The sequence below is a fragment of the Nocardioides scoriae genome, assembly GCF_900104965.1.
GTDB lineage: Bacteria > Actinomycetota > Actinomycetes > Propionibacteriales > Nocardioidaceae > Marmoricola > Marmoricola scoriae.
Genome location: NZ_LT629757.1, coordinates 3,820,759 through 3,842,496, shown reverse-complemented (window position 1 = coordinate 3,842,496; position 21,738 = coordinate 3,820,759). Strand labels below are relative to the sequence as shown.

At 71.9% G+C, this 21,738-nt stretch carries 25 protein-coding genes; 4 read left to right on the top strand and 21 right to left on the bottom strand.

All coding sequences use genetic code 11. From position 1 onward, the window contains the following. Positions 1-90 precede the first annotated feature (90 nt). Complete coding sequence (locus tag BLU55_RS18260; RefSeq protein WP_091732709.1) at positions 91-873, bottom strand: hypothetical protein; 783 nt, start codon at positions 871-873, stop codon at positions 91-93. A gap of 39 nt (positions 874-912) precedes the next feature. On the opposite strand from BLU55_RS18260, the gene BLU55_RS18255 reads away from it, so the two are divergent. Then, positions 913-1,413 (top strand): SRPBCC family protein, encoded by a 501-nt coding sequence (locus BLU55_RS18255; RefSeq protein WP_091732706.1) that lies wholly within the window; start codon positions 913-915, stop codon positions 1,411-1,413. On the opposite strand, the gene BLU55_RS18250 is transcribed toward BLU55_RS18255, so the two are convergent. Beyond that, on the bottom strand, positions 1,398-2,354 hold the full coding sequence (locus BLU55_RS18250) for a helix-turn-helix transcriptional regulator (protein WP_091732703.1): 957 nt from the start codon (positions 2,352-2,354) through the stop codon (positions 1,398-1,400). The two genes, BLU55_RS18255 and BLU55_RS18250, sit on opposite strands and share 16 nt — an antisense overlap. Positions 2,355-2,416: 62 nt before the next feature. Between BLU55_RS18250 and BLU55_RS18245 the strand changes: the two genes are divergently transcribed. After that, positions 2,417-3,016: a DinB family protein gene (locus tag BLU55_RS18245; RefSeq protein WP_091732700.1), complete on the top strand. Its 600-nt coding sequence runs from the start codon at positions 2,417-2,419 to the stop codon at positions 3,014-3,016. Here BLU55_RS18245 and BLU55_RS18240 read toward each other — a convergent pair. Together BLU55_RS18240 and BLU55_RS18235 are read right to left on the bottom strand one after the other, a co-directional pair. Beyond that, positions 3,001-4,791 carry a 3-hydroxyacyl-CoA dehydrogenase family protein gene (locus tag BLU55_RS18240; protein ID WP_091732698.1) on the bottom strand — a complete coding sequence of 597 codons (1,791 nt, stop codon included), beginning with the start codon at positions 4,789-4,791 and terminating at the stop codon, positions 3,001-3,003. The two genes, BLU55_RS18245 and BLU55_RS18240, sit on opposite strands and share 16 nt — an antisense overlap. Before the next feature lie 59 nt (positions 4,792-4,850). Further along, entirely contained in the window at positions 4,851-5,774 is a 924-nt protein-coding gene (locus BLU55_RS18235; protein ID WP_091732695.1) for an FAD-dependent oxidoreductase, read from the bottom strand. Between the two features lie 31 nt (positions 5,775-5,805). Between BLU55_RS18235 and nucS the strand changes: the two genes are divergently transcribed. Next, on the top strand, positions 5,806-6,489 hold the full coding sequence (nucS, locus tag BLU55_RS18230) for an endonuclease NucS (protein WP_091732692.1): 684 nt from the start codon (positions 5,806-5,808) through the stop codon (positions 6,487-6,489). A 31-nt stretch (positions 6,490-6,520) separates the two neighbouring features. Here nucS and BLU55_RS18225 read toward each other — a convergent pair whose 3' ends face one another. From BLU55_RS18225 to BLU55_RS19570, 6 genes are all read right to left on the bottom strand, one after another. Next, complete coding sequence (locus tag BLU55_RS18225) at positions 6,521-7,975, bottom strand: PAS domain S-box protein (RefSeq protein WP_091732690.1); 1,455 nt, start codon at positions 7,973-7,975, stop codon at positions 6,521-6,523. Positions 7,976-8,128: 153 nt separating this feature from the next. Next, positions 8,129-10,147 (bottom strand): protein meaA, encoded by a 2,019-nt coding sequence (locus BLU55_RS18220; protein ID WP_091732687.1) that lies wholly within the window; start codon positions 10,145-10,147, stop codon positions 8,129-8,131. Between the two features lie 68 nt (positions 10,148-10,215). Then, positions 10,216-10,524, bottom strand: coding sequence for an STAS domain-containing protein (locus tag BLU55_RS18215; protein WP_157682941.1), 309 nt, complete (start codon positions 10,522-10,524; stop codon positions 10,216-10,218). 117 nt (positions 10,525-10,641) lie between these two features. Continuing rightward, the gene (gene murA / locus BLU55_RS18210; RefSeq protein ID WP_091732682.1) at positions 10,642-11,946 is read right to left on the bottom strand and encodes a UDP-N-acetylglucosamine 1-carboxyvinyltransferase; all 1,305 of its coding nucleotides are present in this window, start codon (positions 11,944-11,946) and stop codon (positions 10,642-10,644) included. 10 nt (positions 11,947-11,956) lie between these two features. Beyond that, positions 11,957-12,529 (bottom strand): P-loop NTPase family protein, encoded by a 573-nt coding sequence (locus tag BLU55_RS18205; protein WP_197681041.1) that lies wholly within the window; start codon positions 12,527-12,529, stop codon positions 11,957-11,959. A 9-nt stretch (positions 12,530-12,538) separates the two neighbouring features. Beyond that, positions 12,539-12,679, bottom strand: coding sequence for a hypothetical protein (locus BLU55_RS19570; RefSeq protein ID WP_157682940.1), 141 nt, complete (start codon positions 12,677-12,679; stop codon positions 12,539-12,541). A gap of 104 nt (positions 12,680-12,783) precedes the next feature. Between BLU55_RS19570 and BLU55_RS18200 the strand changes: the two genes are divergently transcribed. Next, positions 12,784-13,368 carry a cob(I)yrinic acid a,c-diamide adenosyltransferase gene (locus tag BLU55_RS18200; RefSeq protein ID WP_091732679.1) on the top strand — a complete coding sequence of 195 codons (585 nt, stop codon included), beginning with the start codon at positions 12,784-12,786 and terminating at the stop codon, positions 13,366-13,368. Between the two features lie 13 nt (positions 13,369-13,381). On the opposite strand, the gene BLU55_RS18195 is transcribed toward BLU55_RS18200, so the two are convergent. The 11 genes from BLU55_RS18195 to BLU55_RS18145 form a co-directional block, all read right to left on the bottom strand. Continuing rightward, positions 13,382-13,822 carry a DUF2550 domain-containing protein gene (locus BLU55_RS18195; RefSeq protein WP_091732675.1) on the bottom strand — a complete coding sequence of 147 codons (441 nt, stop codon included), beginning with the start codon at positions 13,820-13,822 and terminating at the stop codon, positions 13,382-13,384. A 118-nt stretch (positions 13,823-13,940) separates the two neighbouring features. Further along, the gene (locus tag BLU55_RS18190; protein ID WP_091732673.1) at positions 13,941-14,336 is read right to left on the bottom strand and encodes a F0F1 ATP synthase subunit epsilon; all 396 of its coding nucleotides are present in this window, start codon (positions 14,334-14,336) and stop codon (positions 13,941-13,943) included. A 2-nt stretch (positions 14,337-14,338) separates the two neighbouring features. Further along, entirely contained in the window at positions 14,339-15,802 is a 1,464-nt protein-coding gene (atpD, locus tag BLU55_RS18185; protein WP_091732670.1) for a F0F1 ATP synthase subunit beta, read from the bottom strand. Between the two features lie 5 nt (positions 15,803-15,807). Next, positions 15,808-16,749 (bottom strand): F0F1 ATP synthase subunit gamma, encoded by a 942-nt coding sequence (locus BLU55_RS18180; RefSeq protein WP_091732666.1) that lies wholly within the window; start codon positions 16,747-16,749, stop codon positions 15,808-15,810. Between the two features lie 6 nt (positions 16,750-16,755). Beyond that, positions 16,756-18,393 carry a F0F1 ATP synthase subunit alpha gene (atpA, locus tag BLU55_RS18175; RefSeq protein WP_091732663.1) on the bottom strand — a complete coding sequence of 546 codons (1,638 nt, stop codon included), beginning with the start codon at positions 18,391-18,393 and terminating at the stop codon, positions 16,756-16,758. Positions 18,394-18,449: 56 nt separating this feature from the next. Then, positions 18,450-19,289: a F0F1 ATP synthase subunit delta gene (locus BLU55_RS18170; protein WP_091732659.1), complete on the bottom strand. Its 840-nt coding sequence runs from the start codon at positions 19,287-19,289 to the stop codon at positions 18,450-18,452. Further along, positions 19,289-19,876 carry a F0F1 ATP synthase subunit B gene (locus BLU55_RS18165; RefSeq protein WP_091732656.1) on the bottom strand — a complete coding sequence of 196 codons (588 nt, stop codon included), beginning with the start codon at positions 19,874-19,876 and terminating at the stop codon, positions 19,289-19,291. Before BLU55_RS18165 ends, BLU55_RS18170 begins: the two co-directional genes overlap by 1 nt. 28 nt (positions 19,877-19,904) lie before the next feature. Beyond that, positions 19,905-20,114, bottom strand: a complete 210-nt coding sequence (gene atpE / locus BLU55_RS18160; protein WP_091734233.1) for an ATP synthase F0 subunit C — start codon at positions 20,112-20,114, stop codon at positions 19,905-19,907. Between the two features lie 88 nt (positions 20,115-20,202). Next, the gene (gene atpB / locus BLU55_RS18155) at positions 20,203-21,036 is read right to left on the bottom strand and encodes a F0F1 ATP synthase subunit A (RefSeq protein ID WP_331713579.1); all 834 of its coding nucleotides are present in this window, start codon (positions 21,034-21,036) and stop codon (positions 20,203-20,205) included. After that, complete coding sequence (locus tag BLU55_RS18150; RefSeq protein WP_091732653.1) at positions 21,033-21,326, bottom strand: AtpZ/AtpI family protein; 294 nt, start codon at positions 21,324-21,326, stop codon at positions 21,033-21,035. Before BLU55_RS18150 ends, atpB begins: the two co-directional genes overlap by 4 nt. Further along, positions 21,323-21,703 carry a hypothetical protein gene (locus BLU55_RS18145; RefSeq protein ID WP_157682939.1) on the bottom strand — a complete coding sequence of 127 codons (381 nt, stop codon included), beginning with the start codon at positions 21,701-21,703 and terminating at the stop codon, positions 21,323-21,325. The genes BLU55_RS18150 and BLU55_RS18145 overlap by 4 nt, the downstream gene beginning before the upstream one ends. Positions 21,704-21,738: the final 35 nt, after the last annotated feature.

The following is a 21,738-nucleotide window of genomic DNA, read 5'->3' as shown; positions in this document are numbered from 1 at the left end:
AGATTGACGGTTCGTTACGGGAAAATCACCTTTTGGAACGTGCCAATGTCTGGTTCGTGCCCCTGGGCGTCACCGAGGGGCCGTCCGGAGCTAGAAGTCAAACCCGTCGAACATGTCGCCGACGCCGTCGAACATGCCGCCGATCCCGTCCCCGATCGACCCGATCCCCTCGCCGATGCCCTCCCCGATGGCACCGATGCCCTCGCCGAGGCCGTCGAAGCCGCCGCCGAAGAGCAGCCCCATGAACATCCAGTCCATCGGCCCGAAGGCGCCGAAGTAGCCCGCGGCGTACGGCTGGTAGGCGCGGCCGCCCTGCCAGTAGGGCACCCGCTGGGAGCCGACCATCACCTTGCGGATGTCGGGCTCGGCGCCGACCTTGACGCGCTCGGCGTCCAGCGCGCAGGCCGGGACGTCGCGGATGGCGCCGCCGGGCGGGGCGTAGGCCACGTCCTCCACCGAGAGGCCGTGGCGCGGGTCGAAGAAGCAGGGCGGGCGCCGCACCGGCAGCGGCTCCCCCGCCGCCCGGGCCCGGACGCACGCCATGGCGTAGCGGCCGTCCTCGAGGATCTCGGTGACGTGCTTGACCTGGTCCGGCGAGGTGATCGCGTCGCCGGCCTTCTTGGCGGCCTCGTAGGCGTCCAGCGCGCGCTGGTAGTCGGAGTTCTCCCCGGGCGTCAGCTGGCGACCAGCGAGGTCGAGGTCGAGGTCCTGGAGCTCCACGCCGAGCGCGGTGACGTCCTCGAAGACCAGCTGCCGCACCGGGGCCAGCTCGGCCTCCTTGCGCGCCAGCTCCCGGGCCTTGCTGCGCTGGAGCACCCACCACAGCAGGCCGGAGCCGAGTGCCAGCACCAGGAGGAACCAGAGGGCCGTCATGCCTCCAGCGTACGTCGGGAGCGCTGGCACACTTCCCCCATGAGCACCCCGCCGTCCGACCGCACCCGCATCGAGGTCAGCCGCCCCGTCGACGCCACCCCCACCGAGGTGTTCGCGGTGCTGCGCGACCCCCAGGGGCACGTGGCCATCGACGCCTCCGGCATGCTCCAGGACGCCGAGGGCGACCTCGTGGGGGCCGTCGGCGACACCTTCACCGTCCACATGGACCGCGAGTCGCTGGGCGACCTGCCGATGGGCCGCTACGACGTCGAGGTCCACGTCACGGCGTACGCCGAGGACCGCGAGCTCGCCTGGACCATCGTCGGCACCGTCAAGCCGCCGATCCGCCACGTCTACGGCTACCGGCTCGAGCCGCTCGACGGGGGCAGCCGCACCCGGGTGACGTCGTACTACGACTGGAGCGACGCCCGGCCCGACCTCGTGGAGAAGGGCCTGTTCCCGGTCATCTCCGAGACCGCCCTCAAGGGCACGCTCGGGATCCTCGACCGCACCGTGCGGCGCGGCTACCCGCGGGGCTGAACCGCGCGCAGCATCCGGCCCGCGCTCGCCCGGAAGGCCTCCCGCAGCTCCTCGGGCTCCAGCACGTCGAGCTCGTGGCCCAGCGACAGCAGGAAGCCGGTGATGCCGCCGAGGTCGTCGCCACCGGCGGTCAGCACGCAGTGGTCCTCGCCGTCGGCCTCCAGCCGGCCGGTCTGAGCCGACACCTGGTCCGCGACCACGGCCAGCGGGGCGTGCAGGCGGACCACCGCGACGAAGCGGTACGGCGCGGCCGTCACCGAGCGCTGCACCAGCTCGACCGGGTCGGGGTGCTGGCGCAGCACGAAGCGCCAGGTCGTCGCCTCCACCTCGCTCATCCGGTCGAGCCGGAAGGTGCGCCAGTCGTCGCGGTCGAGGTCCCACGCGGCGAGGTACCACCGCCGGCTGGTGGCCACCAGCCGCAGCGGCTCGACGCGGCGCTCGCTGGTGGTGCCGTCGCCGGCCCGGTAGCCGAAGCGCAGCCGCACCTGGTCGCGGCAGGCGCGCGCGGTGCGCAGCAGCAGCTCGCCGTCGACCTGGTCGGTCGTGGCGACCAGGGTGGCCGTGGCGTCGGTGATGGCGCGCACCTCGCTGCGCAGGCGGGGCGGCATCACCTGGTCGAGCTTGGCCAGGGTGCGCACCGCCGCCTCGCTGGCCCCGGCGACGGTGCCGCCCGCCGCCAGCCGCAGCGAGACCGCCACCGCGACCGCCTCCTCGTCGGCCAGCAGCAGCGGCGGGAGCGCCCGTCCCGCCCCGAGCCGGTAGCCGCCCCCGGAGCCGTGGGTCGCCTCGACCGGGTAGCCCAGCGAGCGCAGCCGCCCGGCGTCGCGCCGAATGCTGCGGGTGGTGACGCCGAGCCGCTCGGCCAGCTCGGCGCCGGACCACACGGGTCGCGACTGGAGCAGGGAGAGCAGCTGGAGCACGCGCTCGGTGGTGCCGGTCATGGACCCCATCCTGCCCGGCACTGCGGACAGTTCCTGTCCTCGTGCTGCGCGAGGGTGGGTCCATGACGACCGGACGGACGACCAGCCCCGCTCCCCTGACCTGGAACCCACTGCTGCTCGACCAGCTCCGGTGGCACTGGACCCACCAGCTGCGACCGCGCCTGGAGGGGCTCACCGACGAGGAGTACCACTGGGAGCCGGTCCCCGGCTGCTGGGGCGTGCACCCGCGCGGCACCTCCGACGCGCCCGTGCAGGCCGGGACGGGCGCGCACACGATCGACTTCGCGTTCCCCGAGCCCGACCCCGCGCCCGTCACCACCATCGCCTGGCGCCTGGGCCACGTGGTGGTCGGCGTGCTCGCCGAGCGCAACGCCGGCCACTTCGGGGCACCGCCGACGAGCTACCGCGACTGGGAGTACGCCGGCACCGCCGCCGAGGCGCTGCAGCAGCTCGACGACGGCTGCGCGACCTGGACGGCCGGGGTGGCCGCGCTCGGCGAGGCCGGCCTGGCCGAGCCGTGCGGCCCCTCCGAGGGACCGTTCGCCGAGGAGCCGATGGCGGCGCTGGTGCTCCACGTCCACCGCGAGCTGCTGCACCACGGAGCCGAGGTCTGCCTGCTGCGCGACCTCTTCCGCGCGGGCGGCCCTCAGCGGTTGCTGTAGTCCCGGAAGCCGCGCTTGGTCTTGCGGCCGAGGTAGCCCGCGGTCACCAGGTGCTCCAGGAGCGGCGCCGGCGCGAAGCCCGGCTCGCGGAACTCCAGGTAGAGCTCGCGCTGGATGGCCAGGGAGACGTCGTTGCCGACCACGTCGAGGAGCTCGAAGGGACCCATCGGCAGCGCGCAGCCCTGCTTCATCGCGGTGTCGATGTCGTCGGCGGTGGCGTAGTGCGCCTCGAGCATCTTGATCGCGTCGTTGAGGTAGGGGAACAGCAGCGCGTTGACGATGAAGCCGGCGCGGTCGCCGCAGGAGACCGCCACCTTGCCGATCTGCGCGCACAGGGCGCGCACCGTCTCGGTCACCTCGTCGCTGGTCGCGACCGTCGAGACGACCTCGACCAGCTTCATGATGGGCGCGGGGTTGAAGAAGTGCATGCCGACGACGTCGCGCGGCCGGTCGGTGGCGGCGGCGCACTCGATGATCGGCAGCGACGAGGTCGTCGTGGCCAGGATCGCGCCGGGCTTGCAGATCTCGTCGAGGTTCTCGAACAGCGTGGTCTTGACCTTGAGGTCCTCCGCGATGGCCTCGAGCACGACGTCGGCCTGGGCCAGGTCGTCGAGGGAGGTGCTGCCGGTGAGGCGCCCGAGCACGTCGGCCTTGGCGGACTCCTCGAGCTTGCCGCGCTGGATCGCCTTGTCGAGGGAGCGCTCGATCGTCGCCCTGACACCGGCGACCTTGTCGGCGCTGCGACCGACGTAGGTCACCTCGAAGCCGGCCTTGGCGAAGACCTCGACGATCCCGGTGGCCATGGTGCCGGTGCCGACGACGCCGACCTGGCGCACGTCGTGGCGCAGCTGCGGGGCGTCCGAGGCGTCCGGGGTGCGGTCGTCGGGGACGACCACGGGCGAGTCGGCCGACTCGTAGGAGTAGAAGCCGCGGCCCGACTTGCGGCCGAGCAGGCCCGCGGTGACCATCTGCTTGAGGATCGGGGTCGGGGCGTGCAGCCGGTCGCGGCCCTGGCGGTACATCGTCTCGAGGATCTCGTACGCCGTGTCGAGGCCGATCAGGTCGAGCAGCGCCAGCGGGCCCATGGGGTAGCCGCAGCCGTGGCGCATGGCGGCGTCGATGTCCTCGCGGGAGGCGTAGCGGCCCTCGAACATGGACGCGGCGTGGTTGAGGTAGCCGAACAGCAGCGTGTTGGCGATGAAGCCCGCCTTGTCGCCGCAGACCACGGGGTTCTTGCCCAGGCTGCGGACCAGCCCGGAGACGTCCTCGAGCACGGTCGGGTCGGTGACCACCGTGCGGACGATCTCGACGAAGCCCTGCACCGGCGCGGGGTTGAAGAAGTGCACGCCCACCACGCGGCCGGGCTGGGAGTTGGCGGTGGAGATCTCGGTGACCGACAGGGAGGAGGTGTTGGTGGCCAGGACGGCGTCGGGGCGCACCACGTCCTCGAGCTCCTTGAAGATCGCCTTCTTGATCGCCAGCGACTCCACGACCGCCTCCACCACGAGGTCGGCCTCCTTCAGGTCCGACATGGAGGTCGCGAAGCGGACCCGGCCCAGCAGCTCGGCCTGCTCGGCCTCGCTCAGCTTGCCGCGCTTGACCGCCCGCGCGGTGGAGTGCTCGAGGTGCTGGCGGCCGCGGGCGGCGCCGTCCTCGTCGACCTCGACGCCGACCACGTCGTAGCCGTGCCGGGCGAAGACCTCCGCGATCCCGGCCCCCATGGTGCCGAGGCCGACGACGCCGATGGTCCTGAACTCACGTGTCCCGGTGCTCATGCCGGGCATCCTGCCACGGGTGACCGGCCAGTAGCGGTGTGGCTCCGGTCACGTCGACCTCACCCCAGCAGGCCCTCGACCAGGCCCACGACCTCGGCCGCGCAGCCCCAGCCGAGCGTGACGCCGGCGCCGCCGTGGCCGTAGTTGTGCACCACCCGGCCCTCGGCCTCGAGCCGCACCTGCGCCCGCGCCGGACGCAGCCCCACCTTGTGCAGCACGACGGTGCCGCGGGCCAGCTCCGGCACCAGCCGGGTGGCCCGCTGCAGGATCGCGGTGGCCGTCTCGGGCGACGGGGTGCGGCTCCACTCCCCCTCCTCGGCGGTGCCACCGACCACGACGACCTCGCCGCGCGGCACGACGTACGTCGGACCGTCGGCGTCGAGCCACCAGCGCTCCAGCTCCACCCCGGCCAGGTGCACCACCTGGCCGCGCACGGGGTGGACGCCCGTGTCCGCGGCGAGCAGCCGGGCGCCCATCCCCGCGCAGTCGACGACGACCTCGTCGTCGCGGACCGGTGGCAGCCCGCCCAGGCTCATCCGGGTCAGGGTGCCGCCCAGCTCCTCGAGCCGCGCGGCCAGCCACGACAGGTGCACCGGCATGTCGACGACCGGTGCCACGAACGACCAGGCGTCGGCGTACGACCCCGGGGCGGCGACGCGCTCCAGCCGCGGCACCGCCGGGGCCCACCACGGGTCGGGCGTGGCCCGGGAGAGCACCTCGGTGCCGGGCAGCATCCGCACGCCGGTGCGGGGGTCCTCGGCGAGCCCGGCGAACACGTCGTACGCCGTCGCGCCCCACGCGGTGACCCGGTCCTGCGGGAGCGCGCGGTAGGGGTACCAGAGCGCGGCCGCCACCACCGAGGTCGTCTCGCGCGGCAGGTCGCGCGCGACCACGTCGACGCGCCGGCCCGCCTCGGCCAGCCGCACGGCGCAGGTGAGCCCGACGACCCCGGCACCGACGACGACCACCCGCTGCTGCTCCACGTCGCCAGCATGGCAGGTAGATTCCACGCCCGTGAGGATCGTCGTCGCACGCTGCCAGGTCGACTACGCGGGACGGCTGACGGCCCACCTGCCGATGGCCACCCGGGTGCTGATGCTCAAGTCGGACGGCTCGGTGCTGGTCCACTCCGACGGCGGCTCCTACAAGCCGCTCAACTGGATGAGCCCGCCGTGCACCGTCAAGGAGGGCCTCTCCGAGGACGGCCAGACCGAGTGGCTGGTCGAGGCCAAGAGCGGCGACTCGCTGCGCATCCTCATCGAGGAGGTCGTCGCGGACTCCCGCCACGACCTCGGCGTCGATCCCGGGCTGCAGAAGGACGGCGTCGAGAAGCACCTCCAGGAGCTGCTCGCCGAGCACCCCGCGACGCTGTCGGAGGGCCTCGTGCTGGTGCGCCGGGAGTTCCCCACGGCGATCGGCCCGGTCGACCTGATGTGCCGCGACGCCGGCGGCCGCTCGGTCGCGGTCGAGATCAAGCGCCGCGGCGAGATCGACGGCGTCGAGCAGCTGACCCGCTACCTCGAGCTGCTCAACCGCGACCCCGCCCTGACGCGCAGGGGTGCCGTCACCGGCATCTTCGCCGCCCAGGAGATCAAGCCCCAGGCGCGGGTGCTCGCGACCGACCGCGGCATCGCGTGCGCGGTCGTGGACTACGACGCCCTCCGCGGCATGGACGACCCGAGCCAGCGGCTGTTCTGAGCGGGCCGGCCGGCCGCGCCCCGCAGGGCGCTCAGTCCTCGCTGCGCCGCAGCGGGAACGTCATCCGGAAGGTCGTGCCCTCGCCCGCGCCGCGGACGACCTCGATGGTGCCGGCGTGCGCCTCGACGATCGCCAGCGCGATGGTGAGGCCGAGGCCGGCGCCGGGGGTCTGCTGGGCGACGGCCGTGGGGGCGCGGAACAGCCGCTCGAAGAGCTGGTCGGGGTCCTCGTCACCGATCCCCACGCCGGTGTCGACGACGTCGATGACGGCCTGGCTGCCCTCGGGGCGCAGCACCACGCGGACCCGTCCGCCGGCGGGGGTGAACTTGATGGCGTTGGAGAGCAGGTTGTCCATGGCCTGCCCGAGGCGGTCGCGGTCGCCGTACATCGCCACGGCCGCGCCGGGCGTCTCGCACGAGAGCGTCAGCTGCGACTCCTCGGCCCGCGGCCGACCCGCCTCCACGGCCTCGCGCACCACCCGCTCGAGGTCGATCTCGGCCGACCGGATGGCCAGGCCCGACTCCTCGATCGCCACCAGGGTGAGCAGGTCGTCGACCAGGCGCAGCTCGCGCTCGGCGCTGCGCATGATGACCGAGAGGAAGCGCCGGCCCTGCGGGCTGAGCTCCTCGAGGTCGGTCATCAGCTCGCCGTAGCCGATCATCGAGGTCAGCGGCGTGCGCAGCTCGTGGGAGACGGTGGCGAAGAACTCGTCCTTGACGCGGTCGTTCTCCTCCTGGAGGCGGCGGCGCTCGGAGATGTCGCGCACGGCCGCCGAGACCAGCAGCCCCTCCTCGGTCTCCAGCGGCGAGAGCGTCACCTCGACGGGGAACTCCGAGCCGTCCTTGCGACGCGCGTGCAGGTCGCCGGCCAGCCCCATGGGGCGGCTGCGGGGCTCGCTGACGTAGCCGTTGCGGAAGGCCATGTGCATGCCGGTGTAGCGGTCCGGCACGAGGATCTCGACGGGCTCGCCGACCAGCTCGGCCCGCTGGTAGCCGAACATCTGCTCCACCTGGGCGTTGACCAGGGTGATGATGCCGTCGCGGTCGACGATGACCATGCCGTCGGGCGCGGCCTCGAGCAGGCCGCGGAAGAGCCGGGTCTGCTGGTACTTCTCCGAGGAGTCGCGCACGCTGATCGTGACCAGCCGGCCCTGCTCGGTCATCGTCGGGGTCATGGTGAGGTCGACGTGGTGCACGGCACCCGCGAGGTCGCGCACCTCGGCACCGCGGACGGTCACCTCGACACCGGTGTCGGCCACGGCCTGGGCGGCGGCGCGCTGGAAGACGTGCATCGCGGTGCGACCGAAGCGGTCCACCGACAGGCCGGTCAACGACTCGGCGGGCAGCCCGAGCAGCGCACCGGCCGCCGGGTTGGCCAGCACGACCGTGCCGTCCGCGTCGGTGACCACCAGCGCGTCGTCGGACTTCTCCACGCTCGTGGTGAGCACGTCGAAGTCCCACGGCTCGTCGCTGTGCAGCTGCAGCATCCTCGTCTGTCCTTGCTCACCTGCCCGAGACAGCCGGCAGCACCGGCCGCTTGATCCATCCGCACAGTACGGCGCGGAGGTGTCAGCCGAGGGCGATACGACAGGGCGTGTCCGGAATGCCCTGAACAGGTGCCATCGAGGACCGCAGACGTGCTAGACCAGTTGGTGCGCCTCCCGGATCGCCGCCACGATCCCTGCCATCGACTGGGTCAGCGAGAAGTCCTTGGGCGTGAAGACCGCGGCCACGCCGAGCTCCTTGAGTGCCCGGGCGTCGCGGTCCGGGATGATGCCGCCGACGATCACCGGGACGTCGTCGATGCCGGCCGCGCGCATCTGCTCCAGCACGTCCGGCACCAGCTCCATGTGGGAGCCGGAGAGGATCGACAGGCCGACGCAGTGGACGTCCTCGGCCACCGCCGCCGCCACGATCTGCTGCGGGGTCAGCCGGATGCCCTGGTAGACGACCTCGAACCCGGCGTCGCGGGCCCGCACGGCCACCTGCTCGGCGCCGTTGGAGTGGCCGTCGAGACCGGGCTTGCCGACCAGCAGCCGCAGCCGCCCGCCGAGCTCCTCGCCGGTGGCGCGGACCTGCTCGCGCACCGCGGTCAGCTCCTCCCCCGCCTCGGCGACCCCGACGGCGCCCGAGACCCCGGTCGGGGCGCGGAACTCGCCGAACACCTCGCGCAGCGTGCCCGACCACTCGCCGGTGGTGGCGCCGGCGCGGGCCGCGGCGAGCGTGGGCCCCATCAGGTTGGCGTCGGTCTTGGCCGCGGCCGCCAGGTCGGCCAGGGCACGGTCGACCGCCTCCTGGTCGCGCTCGGCCCGCCAGCGCTCCAGGCCCGCCACGGCCGAGCGCTCGGCCTCCGGGTCGGCGGCCTGGATGGCCCCGTCGAGGTCGGCGGTGAGCGGCGAGGTGGCCGTGGTCTCGAAGCGGTTCACCCCGACCACCACCTCGTCGCCGTTCTCGATGCGGGCCCGGCGGGCGGCGTGCGAGCTGACCAGCGCCTGCTTCATGTAGCCCGACTCCACGGCCGCGATGGCACCGCCGAGCGCCTGCACGCGATCCATCTCGGCGCGGGCGTCGGCCACCATCTGCGCGACCTTGGCCTCGACGACCACCGACCCGGTGAACAGGTCCTCGTGCTCCAGCAGGTCGGACTCGAAGGCCAGCACCTGCTGCAGGCGCAGCGACCACTGCTGGTCCCACGGCCGCGGCAGGCCCAGCGCCTCGTTCCAGGCGGGCAGCTGCACGGCCCGGGCCCGGGCGTCCTTGGACAGCGTGACGCCGAGCATCTCGAGCACGATGCGCTGCACGTTGTTCTCCGGCTGCGCCTCGGTCAGGCCCAGGGAGTTGACCTGCACGCCGTAGCGGAAGCGACGCATCTTCGGGTCGGTCACGCCGTAGCGGGTGCGGGTGATCTCGTCCCACAGCTCGACGAAGGCGCGCATCTTGCACATCTCCTCGACGAAGCGCACGCCCGCGTTGACGAAGAAGCTGATCCGCCCCACGACCTTCTCGAAGTCCTCCGGCGAGACCTGGCCGGAGTCGCGCACGGCGTCGAGCACGGCGATCGCGGTGCACAGCGCGTAGGCCAGCTCCTGCGTCGGCGTCGCACCGGCCTCCTGCAGGTGGTAGCTGCAGATGTTGATGGGGTTCCACTTCGGGATCTCGTGGACCGTGTAGGCGATCACGTCGGAGATCAGCCGCAGCGAGTGCTCCGGCGGGAAGACGTAGGTCCCGCGGGAGAGGTACTCCTTGATGATGTCGTTCTGGGTCGTGCCCGCCAGCTGCGCGGCGACCTCGGCGGGCGCGAGCTCGGGGTTCTGCTCCTCCGCGACCACCTGGTAGAGCGCCAGCAGCCACATCGCGGTGGCGTTGATCGTCATCGAGGTGTTCATCGTGGTGAGCGGGATGTCCTCGAAGAGCCGGCGCATCTCCCCCAGGTGCGGGATCGGCACGCCCACCTTGCCGACCTCGCCGCGCGCCAGGGGCGAGTCGGGGTCGTAGCCGGTCTGGGTGGGCAGGTCGAAGGCCACCGAGAGCCCGGTCTGGCCCTTGGAGAGGTTGTTGCGGTAGAGCTTGTTGGACTCCGCCGCCGAGGAGTGGCCGGCGTAGGTCCGCATCACCCACGGACGGTCCTTCTCGGGCCTGCGTGCTGGCGTCTCGCTCATGGCCCGAGGTTAGGGCTGATGGCTACCGGCCGGTCACCTGATGTGCGCTGCGTCACACGTGGACGATGTCACACGGGCAGGCGCGGCGTCGGCTCGAGCGCCACCAGGCCGCGCAGGTGCGAGAGGTGCAGCAGCCGTCGTACGCCGCTGCTCGCGCCGCGGAGCACCAGCCGGCGACCCTGCCGCTGCGCGGTGCGGCTGGCGGCGGCCAGCAGCTTGAGGGTGGTCACGTCGACGGACTCGACGTCGGTCAGGTCGAGGACCACGAGGTCGTGCTCGGCCAGCGCCCGCCTCAGCCGGTCGCGGAGCTCCGCGGTGCAGCGGCCGTCGAGCGTGCCCGACACCGCGATCGTGTTGTCCTTCGTCGTGTGCTCCACGAGCACCACCCCTCGAGTTGCCCTCACCCAGTGTCGACGCAGCAAGCGCCGGGTTGGTTCCAGGACGCGCGGGGACGCTCGGGAGATACCTGGTCGGGGGCCCCGTCCTGGTCCGGGTCAGTCGTCGAGGCGGGTGACGTCGGCGCCCACGGAGGCCAGCGCCTCGGCGAAGGCCGGGTAGCCCCGGTCGACGTGGTGGCCCTCGGCCACCACCGTGGTGCCCTGCGCGGCCAGGCCGGCCAGGATCAGCGCGGCGCCGGCGCGGATGTCGTGGGCCACGACGGGGGCGCCCGAGAGCACGGGCACCCCGCGCACCACCGCGTGGTGGCCGTCGGTGCGCAGGTCGGCCCCCAGCCGGGCCAGCTCCTGGGCGAACATGAAGCGCGCCTCGAAGACGTTCTCGGTGATCATCGCGGTGCCCTCGGAGACCGCCGCCGTCGCCATCGCGAAGGGCTGCAGGTCGGTGGGGAACCCCGGGTAGGGCAGCGTCGCGACGTCGAAGGAGCGCAGCCGCCGCTCGCAGCGCACCCGGAACCCGTCGTCCTCGAGGTCCAGCTCGAGGCCCGCGCCGACCAGCTTGTCGAGCACGATGTGGAGGTGGGCCGCCGTGCCGCCGGCCACGAACAGCTCGCCGCCCGCCATGGCCGTGGCGAAGACCCAGGTGCCGGTGACGATGCGGTCGGTGACGGTGCGGTGCTCGACGGGGTGCAGCCGACCGACGCCCTCGACCTCGAGGGCCGAGCTGCCGATGCCCTCGATCCGGGCGCCCATCGCCACCAGCATCTGGCACAGGTCGATGATCTCGGGCTCGCGCGCGACGTTGTCGATCGTGGTGGAGCCCTGGGCCAGCACCGCGGCCATGAGCAGGTTCTCGGTCGCCCCGACCGAGGGGAAGTCCAGGGACAGCTCGGCGCCGACCAACCGGTCGGCCACCTCGGTGACGACCTGGCCGTGCTCGACCCACACCCGGGCACCGAGGTCCTCGAGCCCGCGGATGTGCATGTCCAGGCCGCGGGAGCCGATCGCGTCGCCCCCGGGCAGCGCGACGCTGGCGCGGCCGCAGCGCGCGGTCAGCGGCCCCAGGACGGCGATGGAGGCGCGCAGCCGTCGCACCAGCTCGTAGGGCGCCTCGTGCGCGAGGGTCTCGGGCACGTCGATGACCGCGCGTCCCGACGTCGAGGCCGTCGAGGGGTCGACCTGCGGCGGGTAGGTGATCTCGACGGTGCAGCCCAGCTGCTCGAGCAGCTCCCCCATCACGGCGACGTCGAGGATGTGGGGCACGTTGTGGACCACCGAGCGGCCCGGCGCCAGCAGCGTGGCCGCCATCAGCTTGAGGGCGGAGTTCTTCGCGCCGCCGACGTGCACCGTGCCCGAGAGCGGCCGGGTGAACGGACCGTCCGAGACCACCCTGAAGCTCCCCATGGGCGTGAGGCTAACCGAGTCGCTCCCGCTGCCGTGCGAGCCACCTCGCGGTCTCCCGCGGCGAGCTCAGCCGCACGACGGGCGGACCCAGCGGATCGGCGGCCATCTCGCGGATCCGCGCCCGCTTGCGGTCGAAGGAGCGCACGTGCCAGCGCAGGATCGAGTCCTGGCCGACCGTGCGGCCCAGCGACTCGAGGTTGCCGTGGCACGCGCGGCGGCGCAGCACCACGCGTCCCGTCGTGCGCCGCACCAGGCGGGCCAGCGAGACCCACCGGGGGTAGTCGAGCGCCACCACCAGGTCGGCCCGGGCCAGGGGCACGTCGCGCCAGGTGCCGTACGCCGTGTCGAGCAGCCAGGCGGGCCGTGCACACACGTCCTCGAAGAACCGGCGCTGCTCCGGCGCGGGCACCTGCACCCAGCCGGGCCGCCAGCACTCGTGGTCCACGTCGGTCCAGCCGATCCCGGTCAGGTCGGACAGCTGCCGGGCCAGGGTCGACTTGCCGGACCCGGTGACGCCGTAGACGAGGATCCGGCGGGCACCACCCAGGACCGGGCCGGGGGCGGCAGGAGGGGCGTCGGGCACCGCCCGAGGCTAGTCCGACCCGGGCAGCCGGGAGTGGGCACAGGAGCAGGTCTCCCGCACCATGGACCAGCCGGTCCGCACCACGGCCTCGTGGGAGCAGCGCAGGCCGTGCCACTCGTGGGGGCAGTGCTCGCAGCGGGTGGTGGTCACGCCCCCACCCAAACGGACGGGCAGGCACCTGGCCAGAGGTCGAGGTGGAGGACTGCGTCACACCGGGCCGCCGCGCGGGCGGGTCGGCTCTCTAGGCTGGCGCCATGGTGAACCTCACGCGCATCTACACGCGCACCGGCGACGACGGCACGACGCGACTGGGCGACATGAGCGAGACCTCGAAGACCGACAGCCGGCTGCGCGCCTACGCCGACGTCGACGAGGCCAACGCGCACCTCGGGGTGGCGCTGACCAGCGGCGGCCTGGACGCCGACGTCGTCGAGGTCCTCACCCACGTGCAGAACGACCTGTTCGACGTCGGGGCCGACTTCTGCACCCCGGTCGTCGAGGACCCCGAGTTCCCCCCGCTGCGCATCGAGCCCGACTACGTCGACCGGCTCGAGGCGTGGTGCGACCACTACAACGAGCAACTGCCCAAGCTGCGCTCGTTCATCCTCAACGGCGGCACCCCGGCCGCGGCCCACCTCCACGTCGCCCGCACCGTGTGCCGCCGCGCGGAGCGGTCGGCCTGGACGGCCTGGGAGGAGCACGCCGAGACCATGAACGTCGCGGCGATCCGCTACCTCAACCGGCTCTCGGACCTGCTGTTCATCCTGGCCCGCCACGCCAACCGCGAGAACGGCGACGTCTTGTGGGTGCCGGGCGGCGAGCGCGGCCAGCAGCGCTGAGCGCCCGGCGCGGCTAGCGCGAGGGCCGGGAGCCGGGCGGACCGGCCTCGAGCCACGACTGCAGGCCGGTGAGCGAGCTCGGGCTCAGCGCCAGCTCGGTCGGACCGTGCGGGGTCGAGCACACGACGACCACGTGGCCGGCGTACAGCGCGTAGACCTCCTGGTCGTCGGCCTCGCGCTGGGTCACCAGGGCGAGGTCGTTGCGGCGCCAGGTCTGGCGCGGCCGCGGGAGCGGCGAGAAGATCCGGAACCACTCGAGCGAGTCGTCGCGGTAGCGGCCCAGGCCCAGGGCCCAGCCCTTGCCCTCGGGGTTCGAGGGGTCGCGCACGCTCAGCTCGAAGGTGCCGCCGTTGCGCGCCAGGAACCGGCGGCGCACGACGAGCACCACCCCGAAGACGAGGAGGAGCAGCAGCAGCACGCCGAACGAGTCGAGCAGCCACAGCCACCACGCCATTCGTTCCCTCGTTCCGCCGATGGGTGTGCGTGCACAGACTAGGAGACGCCCCGGGACGACCGAGGGCCGCCCCGGTCACCCGGGACGGCCCTGCTGGTCGGTGCGGTGTCCTGCGGCGTCAGGACGCCGTCTCGGCGGCCCGCACGCGGGCCTCGAGGCGGCTGACCTCGGCACGGATCTCGTCGTCGTTCTCCCCGCTGTCCTTCGCGCGCTGGAGCTCGTGACGGGCCTGCTCGAGGTCGATCTCGTGCGACATCTCCGCGCGCTCGGAGAGCACCGAGACGCGGTTGTTGGCGACCGAGAGGAAGCCGGCGTCCACGGCCGCGACCCACGTCTCGCCGTCGGTGGTCTGGATGTCCACGACCCCGTCGACGAGCAGCGAGAGCATCGGCGCGTGGTGGGGCAGGATGCCGACGTCGCCCTCGGTGGTGCGGGCGATGATGCGCGTGGCGTCGCCCGACCACACGAGGCGGTCGGCGGCGACCAGCTCGACGCGGATGCTGTCGTCGCTCACGACTACTCCCCGGTCTGCTTCTGGATCTCGGCCCACTTCTTCTCGACGTCGTCGAGGCCACCGCACATGAAGAACGCCTGCTCGGCCACGTGGTCGTACTCGCCGTCGGCGATCTTGTTGAACGCCTCGATGGTGTCGGCCACGGGGACGGTCGAGCCCTCGATGCCGGTGAACTGCTTGGCGACGTAGGTGTTCTGCGACAGGAACCGCTGGATGCGGCGGGCCCGCGAGACGATGACCTTGTCCTCCTCGGACAGCTCGTCGACGCCGAGGATCGCGATGATGTCCTGGAGCTCCTTGTTGCGCTGCAGGATCTGCTTGATCCGGATGGCGCAGTCGTAGTGCTCCTGGCCGATGTACTGCGCGTCGAGGATCCGCGAGGTCGAGGTCAGCGGGTCCACGGCCGGGTAGATGCCCAGCGACGCGATCTCGCGGGACAGCTCGGTCGTGGCGTCCAGGTGCGCGAACGTCGTGGCCGGGGCCGGGTCGGTGTAGTCGTCGGCGGGCACGTAGATCGCCTGCATCGAGGTGATCGAGTGACCACGCGTCGAGGTGATCCGCTCCTGGAGCTGGCCCATCTCGTCGGCCAGGTTGGGCTGGTAGCCCACCGCGGAGGGCATCCGACCCAGCAGGGTCGACACCTCCGAGCCGGCCTGGGTGAACCGGAAGATGTTGTCGATGAAGAGCAGCACGTCCTGGTTCTGCACGTCGCGGAAGTACTCCGCCATCGTCAGGGCCGACAGCGCGACGCGCAGGCGGGTGCCCGGCGGCTCGTCCATCTGGCCGAACACCAGCGCCGTCTGGCCGATGACGCCGGCCTCCTCCATCTCGACGATGAGGTCGTTGCCCTCGCGGGTGCGCTCGCCGACACCGGCGAACACCGAGACGCCACCGTGGTCCTTGGCGACGCGGGCGATCATCTCCTGGATCAGCACGGTCTTGCCGACGCCGGCACCACCGAACAGGCCGATCTTGCCGCCCTGGACGTACGGCGTGAGCAGGTCGATGACCTTGATGCCGGTCTCGAACATCTGCGTCTTGGACTCGAGCTGGTCGAACGCGGGCGCCTGGCGGTGGATGCCCCAGCGCTCCTGGACGTCCAGCGTCTCGCCCTCCTCGAGGTTGAGGCACTCGCCGAGGGCGTTGAACACCCGGCCCTTGGTCACGTCGCCCACGGGCACCGAGATCGGGTTGCCGGTGTCGCGCACCTGCGCGCCGCGCACCAGGCCGTCGGTGGGCTGGAGCGAGACGGCGCGGACCATGCCGTCGCCGATGTGCAGCGCGACCTCCATGGAGAGGATCCGCTTCTCGCCGCTCAGCTCCAGCTCGACCTCGAGCTTGTTGTACATCTCGGGCATCGCGTCGCTGGCGAACTCCACGTCCACGACGGGGCCGGTGACGCGGGCGATGCGGCCCACCCCGCCCTGGTCCTTCTGGGTCTTGTGCTCATCCACAGTGGCAGTCATGTCTCTCACTCACTCCCGGCGTTGGCGTCGGCCAGCGCGTTGACGCCACCGACGATCTCGCTGATTTCCTGGGTAATGCCGGCCTGGCGGGCTTGGTTGGCGATTCGGGTGTACTTCTTGATCAGCTCGTCGGCGTTGTCCGTGGCGGACTTCATCGCACGCTGGCGGGCGGCGAGCTCGGAGGCCGCCGCCTGCAGGAGCGCGAAGAAGATCCGGCTCTGGACGTAGCGCGGCAGCAGTCCGTCGAGCACCTCCGAGGGGGAGGGCTCGAACTCGTAGAGCGGCAGCAGCTCCTCGTCGGAGGGCTTCTCCTCGCCCTCGACGACCTCGAGCGGCAGCAGCCGCACGGCGGTGGGCTCCTGGACGAGCATCGACTTGAAGCGCGTGTAGACCACGTGCACCTCGTCGACGCCCTCGGAGCCCTCCAGCGCGCTGCTGTCGTCGGGGTGCTCGGGGTCGTGCAGGAACGCGCCGATCAGCGCCTCCCCGATCTCGCGGGCGACCTCGTAGGTGGGCTGGTCGGAGTGACCGGTCCACGTCTTGACGACCGGGCGGTTGCGGAACCGAAGGTAGCCCTCGCCCTTGCGTCCGGAGACGTAGAGCTCGACCTCCTTGCCCTCCTCGCGCAGCTTCTGCGCGAGGCGCTCGGACTCCTTGAGCACGCTCGAGGAGTAGGCGCCGGCCAGCCCGCGGTCGCTGGTCACGATGAGCACGGCGGCCCGCTTGGGGTCCTCCGGCTCCGTGGTCAGCGGGTGCTCCACGTTGGAGAAGGTCGCGACGGCCGAGACCGCACGCGTCAGCTCCCGGGCGTACGGCGCTGCCGCCTGGGCCCGCTGCTGCGCCTTGATGATCCGGGACGCAGCGATGAGCTCCATGGCGCGCGTGATCTTCTTCATCGACTCGGTCGACTTGATCCGCGCGCGGTACTCACGCAGCGAAAGGGCCATGAGGGGTCAGCTCCGCTTCTGCTTGACGATCTGCTCCTGCTCGACGTCGTCGTCCTCGAGGGCCTCGGCCTCGGCCTCGCGGCCGGGCTTGATCGAGTTGCCCTCGGAGGTCTCGAACTGGTCGAGGAACGAGTCGTAGGCCTGCTTGAGGCCGTCCTCGTCCTCGAACTTCCGGCTCTCCCGGATGCCCGAGAGGATGCCGTCGTGCGAGCGGTGCAGGTAGTCGAGGAACTCCTGCTCGAAGCGCAGGACGTCCTCGGTGGGGACGCGGTCCAGGCTGCCCGAGGTGCCGAGCCACAGGGAGACGGTCATGTTCTCCAGGGGGTACGGCGAGTAGGCGGGCTGCTTGAGCAGCGCCATCAGGCGCTGGCCGCGGTCGAGCTGCTGGCGCGACGCGGCGTCGAGGTCGGAGGCGAACATCGCGAACGCCTCCATGGCGCGGAACTGCGCCAGCTCGACCTTGAGCGAACCGGTGACCGACTTCATCGCCTTGGTCATGGCCGCACCACCCACGCGCGAGACCGAGACGCCGACGTCGATGGCCGGGCGCTGGTTGGACGCGAACAGGTCGGACTGCAGGAAGATCTGGCCGTCGGTGATCGAGATGACGTTGGTCGGAATGTACGCCGACACGTCGTTGGCCTTGGTCTCCACGATCGGCAGCCCGGTCATCGAGCCGTGGCCCAGGTCGTCGGACAGCTTCGCGCAGCGCTCGAGCAGGCGGCTGTGCAGGTAGAACACGTCACCGGGGTAGGCCTCGCGACCCGGCGGGCGACGCAGCAGCAGCGACACCGCACGGTAGGCCTCGGCCTGCTTGGTGAGGTCGTCGAAGATGATCAGGACGTGCTTGCCGTCGTACATCCAGTGCTGGCCGATGGCCGAGCCGGTGTAGGGCGCGAGGTACTTGAAGCCCGCGGAGTCGGAGGCGGGAGCGGCCACGATGGTGGTGTACTCCAGCGCGCCGGCCTCCTCGAGGGCGCCACGCACCGAGGCGATGGTCGAGCCCTTCTGGCCGATGGCGACGTAGATGCAGCGCACCTGCTTGTCCGGGTCACCGGACTCCCAGTTCTGCTTCTGGTTGATGATCGTGTCGATCGCGATCGTCGTCTTGCCGGTCGAGCGGTCGCCGATGATGAGCTGGCGCTGGCCGCGGCCGATCGGGGTCAGGGCGTCGATCGCCTTGATGCCGGTGGCGAGCGGCTCGTGGACCGACTTGCGCGCCATCACGCCGGGAGCCTGCAGCTCCAGCGCACGGCGGGTCTCGGCCGCGATCTCGCCCAGGCCGTCGATCGGGGTGCCGAGCGGGTCGACGACGCGACCCAGGAAGGCGTCACCCACGGGGACCGAGAGGATCTCGCCGGTGCGGCGGACCTTCTGGCCCTCCTCGATGCCGTCGAACTCACCGAGGATGACGACACCGATCTCGCGGGTGTCGAGGTTCAGGGCGAGACCCAGGGTGCCGTCCTCGAACTCGAGCAGCTCGTTGGCCATGGCCGAGGGCAGGCCCGAGACGCGCGCGATGCCGTCACCGGCCTCCGCGACGGTGCCGACCTCTTCCTTGCTGGCAGCCTCCGGGTGGTAGTCCGACACGAAGCGCTGCAGCGCGTCCCGGATCTCCTCCGGACGGATAGAAAGCTCCGTCATTTCTCATCCCTACTCTCTGGTGCGTGAAGCGAAGTTGAAGGTGGTGGACCCGGAGGTCAGCCGGCGAGCCGGCGGCGAGCGTCGTCGAGGCGGCTGGAGACGGTGCCGTCGATGACGTCGTCACCGATCTCCACGCGCATCCCGCCGATGAGGCCGGGCTCGAGGATCACGTTGAGGTGCACGGGGCGGTCGTACTGGCGGCTCAGGGCCGCCGCGAGGCGCTCCTCGTCGCTGGCGGAGAGCTCCTTGGCCACCCGGACGGTGGCCACGCGGGCCCCGTGGGCGTCGGCCGCGATCTTCTGGTACTCCTCGATCGCGATCGAGACGGTGCGCTCGGTGCCCGACAGCGCCTGCTCGGCGAGCCGGACGGTGGCCGGGAGGGTCCGGCCCTCCAGGATCGTGCGCAGCAGCGCCGCCTTGTCGGAGGCCGACCGGGCCGGGTCCGACAGGGCCGAGCGCAGCTCCGGCTCGTCCTCGAGGAGGCGACCCACCGCGAAGAGCTCGTCGGACAGGCGCGAGGCCTCCCCGCCGGCCGAGTCGACCACGGCGACCACGCCGACGTGCTCGAGCGCGTCGGCCAGGTCGCGCGACCGGGTCCAGCGGCGCTCGACGGCGTGGGCGACCAGGTCGAGCGCCGCGGCGCCGATCTTGTCGCCGAGCAGCTGTCGGACCAGGCCGGACTTGGCCGCCGACTCGGTGGCGACGTCGGTGACCATGCGGCGCACCGACGCCTCCTGCCGCAGCACCCGGGCGACGGCGAACAGGTCGTCACCCACCCGGGACAGGTCGGAGCCGTCCGAGCCCTCGGACGCGCCGCGACCGGCGACCTGGCCGAGCTCGTCGACCAGGTCGGCCAGCGCGTCGGCCGAGGGGCCTCGCAGGTCGGAGCCGGCCATCAGCTCGGGCCGGGGTTGCCGGTGGCCGTGCCGCCCGTGGAGCCTGCCGCCCGGGAGCCCTTGTGGAGCTCCAGGTCGGCGAGGAACCGGTCGACGACCCGCGAGGAGCGGGCGTCGTCGTCCAGGCTCTCGCCCACGATGCGTCCCGCCAGCGAGGTCGCGAGCGAGCCGACCTCGACCCGCAGGGAGGCGAGGGCCTGCTGGCGCTCGGCCTCGATCTGGGCCTTGCCGTGCTCGACGATGCGCGAGGACTCGGTCTGAGCCTGGTCACGCATCTCGGCGACGATCCGGGCGCCCTGCTCGCGGGCCTCCTCGCGGATGCGCGCCGCCTCGTGGCGGGCGTCCGCGAGCTGCTGCTCCAGCTCGGCGAGCTTGGCGTCGGCCTCGGCCTGCTTGGTCTCGGCCGCCTTGAGCCCGCCCTCGATCGCCGAGGTGCGGGCGGCGAAGGTGGCCTCGAAGTTGGGCACGACGAACTTCTTCGCCAGCCAGTACAGGATGCCGAAGACGACGATCGAGAGAACGATCTCGACCGGGTGCGGGATGAGGGGGTTGAGGCCTTCCCCTCCGGCGAGCGGGATCACATTCATGTGCGCGGTCCTTCGTCAGGGTGGAGCGTCAGAGCACGAACGCGAGGGCGATACCGATGATCGCCAGCGCCTCGGCGAGGGCGAAGCCGAGGAAGGCGATGGTCTGGAGGCGACCCTGCGCCTCGGGCTGACGCGCGACGCCCTGGATGTAGGCGGCGAAGATGAGGCCGACGCCGATACCGGGGCCGATCGCTGCGAGGCCGTAGCCGACCATGTTGGCGGAGCCGTCGATAGCCATAGGAAGCACGGCTGGGTCCTTTCGGTTGGTTCTGCTTGTCGAGGTGTTCAGTTGTCGGGTCGTGCACTCCCCGGTCGCCCGGGGAAGGTCAGTGCTCCTCGGCGATGGCCTGGGAGATGTAGAGCGCGTTGAGCAGGACGAAGACGTAGGCCTGCAGGAACTGCACGAGCACCTCGAGGAAGGCGATCAGCACGAACATCAGCCAGGCGACCACGCCCACGGGCTTGACGAGACCGGCCCCGTGGACGAGGAGGTACTCACCGCCCAGCGCGAACAGGATGAGCAGCAGGTGCCCCGCGAACAGGTTGGCGAACAGTCGCAGCGCGAGCGTCAGCGGGCGGACCAGGATGTTGGAGAAGAACTCCAGCGGGATCAGCAGCGCCAGCATCGGACCGGTGACCCCGGGGGGCACGGTCGTGTGCTTGAGGTAGGCCAGCAGGCCGCCCTGGGCCTTGATGCCCGCGATGTTGTAGACGAGCCAGCTGATGAGGACCAGGCCGTAGACCATCCCGGAGCGGGAGAAGGTCGGGAACTGGAAGAAGGGCAGCGAGCCGAAGGCGTTGTTGATCAGCACGAAGAAGAACAGCGCGAAGAGGTACGGGACGTACCTCATGAAGTCCTTGCTGCCGATGATGTCGCGGCCCAGGGAGTTGCGGACGAAGCCGTAGCCCGCCTCGCCGACGTACTGCAGGCGACCGGGGACCATCGAGCGCTTGGCCGAGGCCACGCGGAAGAACACGAAGACGAGCGCCGCACCGAGGACCAGCTGCAGCATCGGCTTGGTGACGCCGGCGTACATCTCCTGGCCGAGGAAGTCGAACGTGCTCCCGCCACCGATGGGCGGCAGGTTGAAGTCGCCCGGGCCGGGCGGGACAAATCCCTCCTCGGACGCGCGTGCGACGAGCATCGGGGTGAGGCTCACTGCTTCTCCTGATTCGATGTGTCGGTCGGCGGGGGTGCGTCGGTCGGGTCCGTCGTGGTGAAGCGCGACCAGGTGGCGTAGACACCCAGCACGGCGCCCAGCACGATGCCCACGGCCACCAGGAACGACGTCCCGAGCCAGCGGTCCGCCAGCCAGCCGAGGACCCCGTAGAAGGCGACGCCGGAGACCAGGTAGCCGAAGGCGTGCCAGGGGTCGCCGCTCGACGGGGTCGTCTGCGCCGGTTCCTGGTTGGCCATCGCGTCGGGAGCGTAGCAGTCGGTGGAGGTCACGAGGCACCCACCTGTCGCGGGGTCCCGAGGTCGTAGAGGGGGATGCGGGCGCGGGCCGTGAAGACCATCTGGGCCACCGTCCACACCACGGTGGCGGCGATGACGCCGGCCGCGAGCCAGCCCGCGGCGAGGGTGTCCCCCACCAGGCCGGCGGAGGTGAGCGCGGCGAAGACGGCGAGCACCGCGACCACCTGGAGCAGGTAGGTCGACATGGCCACGACGAGCGCGACCTGCGGGGCGAGCCGGGTGGCCGCGGAGACGGTCGCGGAGCCGAAGAGGAAGAACGCGGCGGCCATGCCACCGCCCACGAGACCGCCCGCGGCGGCGGAGCGCCCGTCGAGCAGGGCACCGGCGCCGGCCGTCAGCAGGACGGTCACGACCACGCACGAGACAGCCGCCGCGAGGACCCGGG

Coding starts and splice junctions, on each gene's coding strand:
- BLU55_RS18200 (WP_091732679.1), top strand. CDS start 12,784: ATGGTGAACCTCACGCGCATCTACACGCGCACCGGCGACGACGGCACG.
- BLU55_RS18250 (WP_091732703.1), bottom strand. CDS start 2,354: ATGACCGGCACCACCGAGCGCGTGCTCCAGCTGCTCTCCCTGCTCCAG.
- BLU55_RS18180 (WP_091732666.1), bottom strand. CDS start 16,749: ATGGCCCTTTCGCTGCGTGAGTACCGCGCGCGGATCAAGTCGACCGAG.
- atpA (WP_091732663.1), bottom strand. CDS start 18,393: ATGACGGAGCTTTCTATCCGTCCGGAGGAGATCCGGGACGCGCTGCAG.
- BLU55_RS18170 (WP_091732659.1), bottom strand. CDS start 19,289: ATGGCCGGCTCCGACCTGCGAGGCCCCTCGGCCGACGCGCTGGCCGAC.
- BLU55_RS18240 (WP_091732698.1), bottom strand. CDS start 4,791: ATGAGCACCGGGACACGTGAGTTCAGGACCATCGGCGTCGTCGGCCTC.
- BLU55_RS18255 (WP_091732706.1), top strand. CDS start 913: ATGAGCACCCCGCCGTCCGACCGCACCCGCATCGAGGTCAGCCGCCCC.
- murA (WP_091732682.1), bottom strand. CDS start 11,946: ATGGGGAGCTTCAGGGTGGTCTCGGACGGTCCGTTCACCCGGCCGCTC.
- atpE (WP_091734233.1), bottom strand. CDS start 20,114: ATGGCTATCGACGGCTCCGCCAACATGGTCGGCTACGGCCTCGCAGCG.
- BLU55_RS18195 (WP_091732675.1), bottom strand. CDS start 13,822: ATGGCGTGGTGGCTGTGGCTGCTCGACTCGTTCGGCGTGCTGCTGCTG.
- BLU55_RS18260 (WP_091732709.1), bottom strand. CDS start 873: ATGACGGCCCTCTGGTTCCTCCTGGTGCTGGCACTCGGCTCCGGCCTG.
- BLU55_RS18220 (WP_091732687.1), bottom strand. CDS start 10,147: ATGAGCGAGACGCCAGCACGCAGGCCCGAGAAGGACCGTCCGTGGGTG.
- BLU55_RS18245 (WP_091732700.1), top strand. CDS start 2,417: ATGACGACCGGACGGACGACCAGCCCCGCTCCCCTGACCTGGAACCCA.
- atpD (WP_091732670.1), bottom strand. CDS start 15,802: ATGACTGCCACTGTGGATGAGCACAAGACCCAGAAGGACCAGGGCGGG.
- BLU55_RS18165 (WP_091732656.1), bottom strand. CDS start 19,876: ATGAATGTGATCCCGCTCGCCGGAGGGGAAGGCCTCAACCCCCTCATC.
- BLU55_RS18225 (WP_091732690.1), bottom strand. CDS start 7,975: ATGCTGCAGCTGCACAGCGACGAGCCGTGGGACTTCGACGTGCTCACC.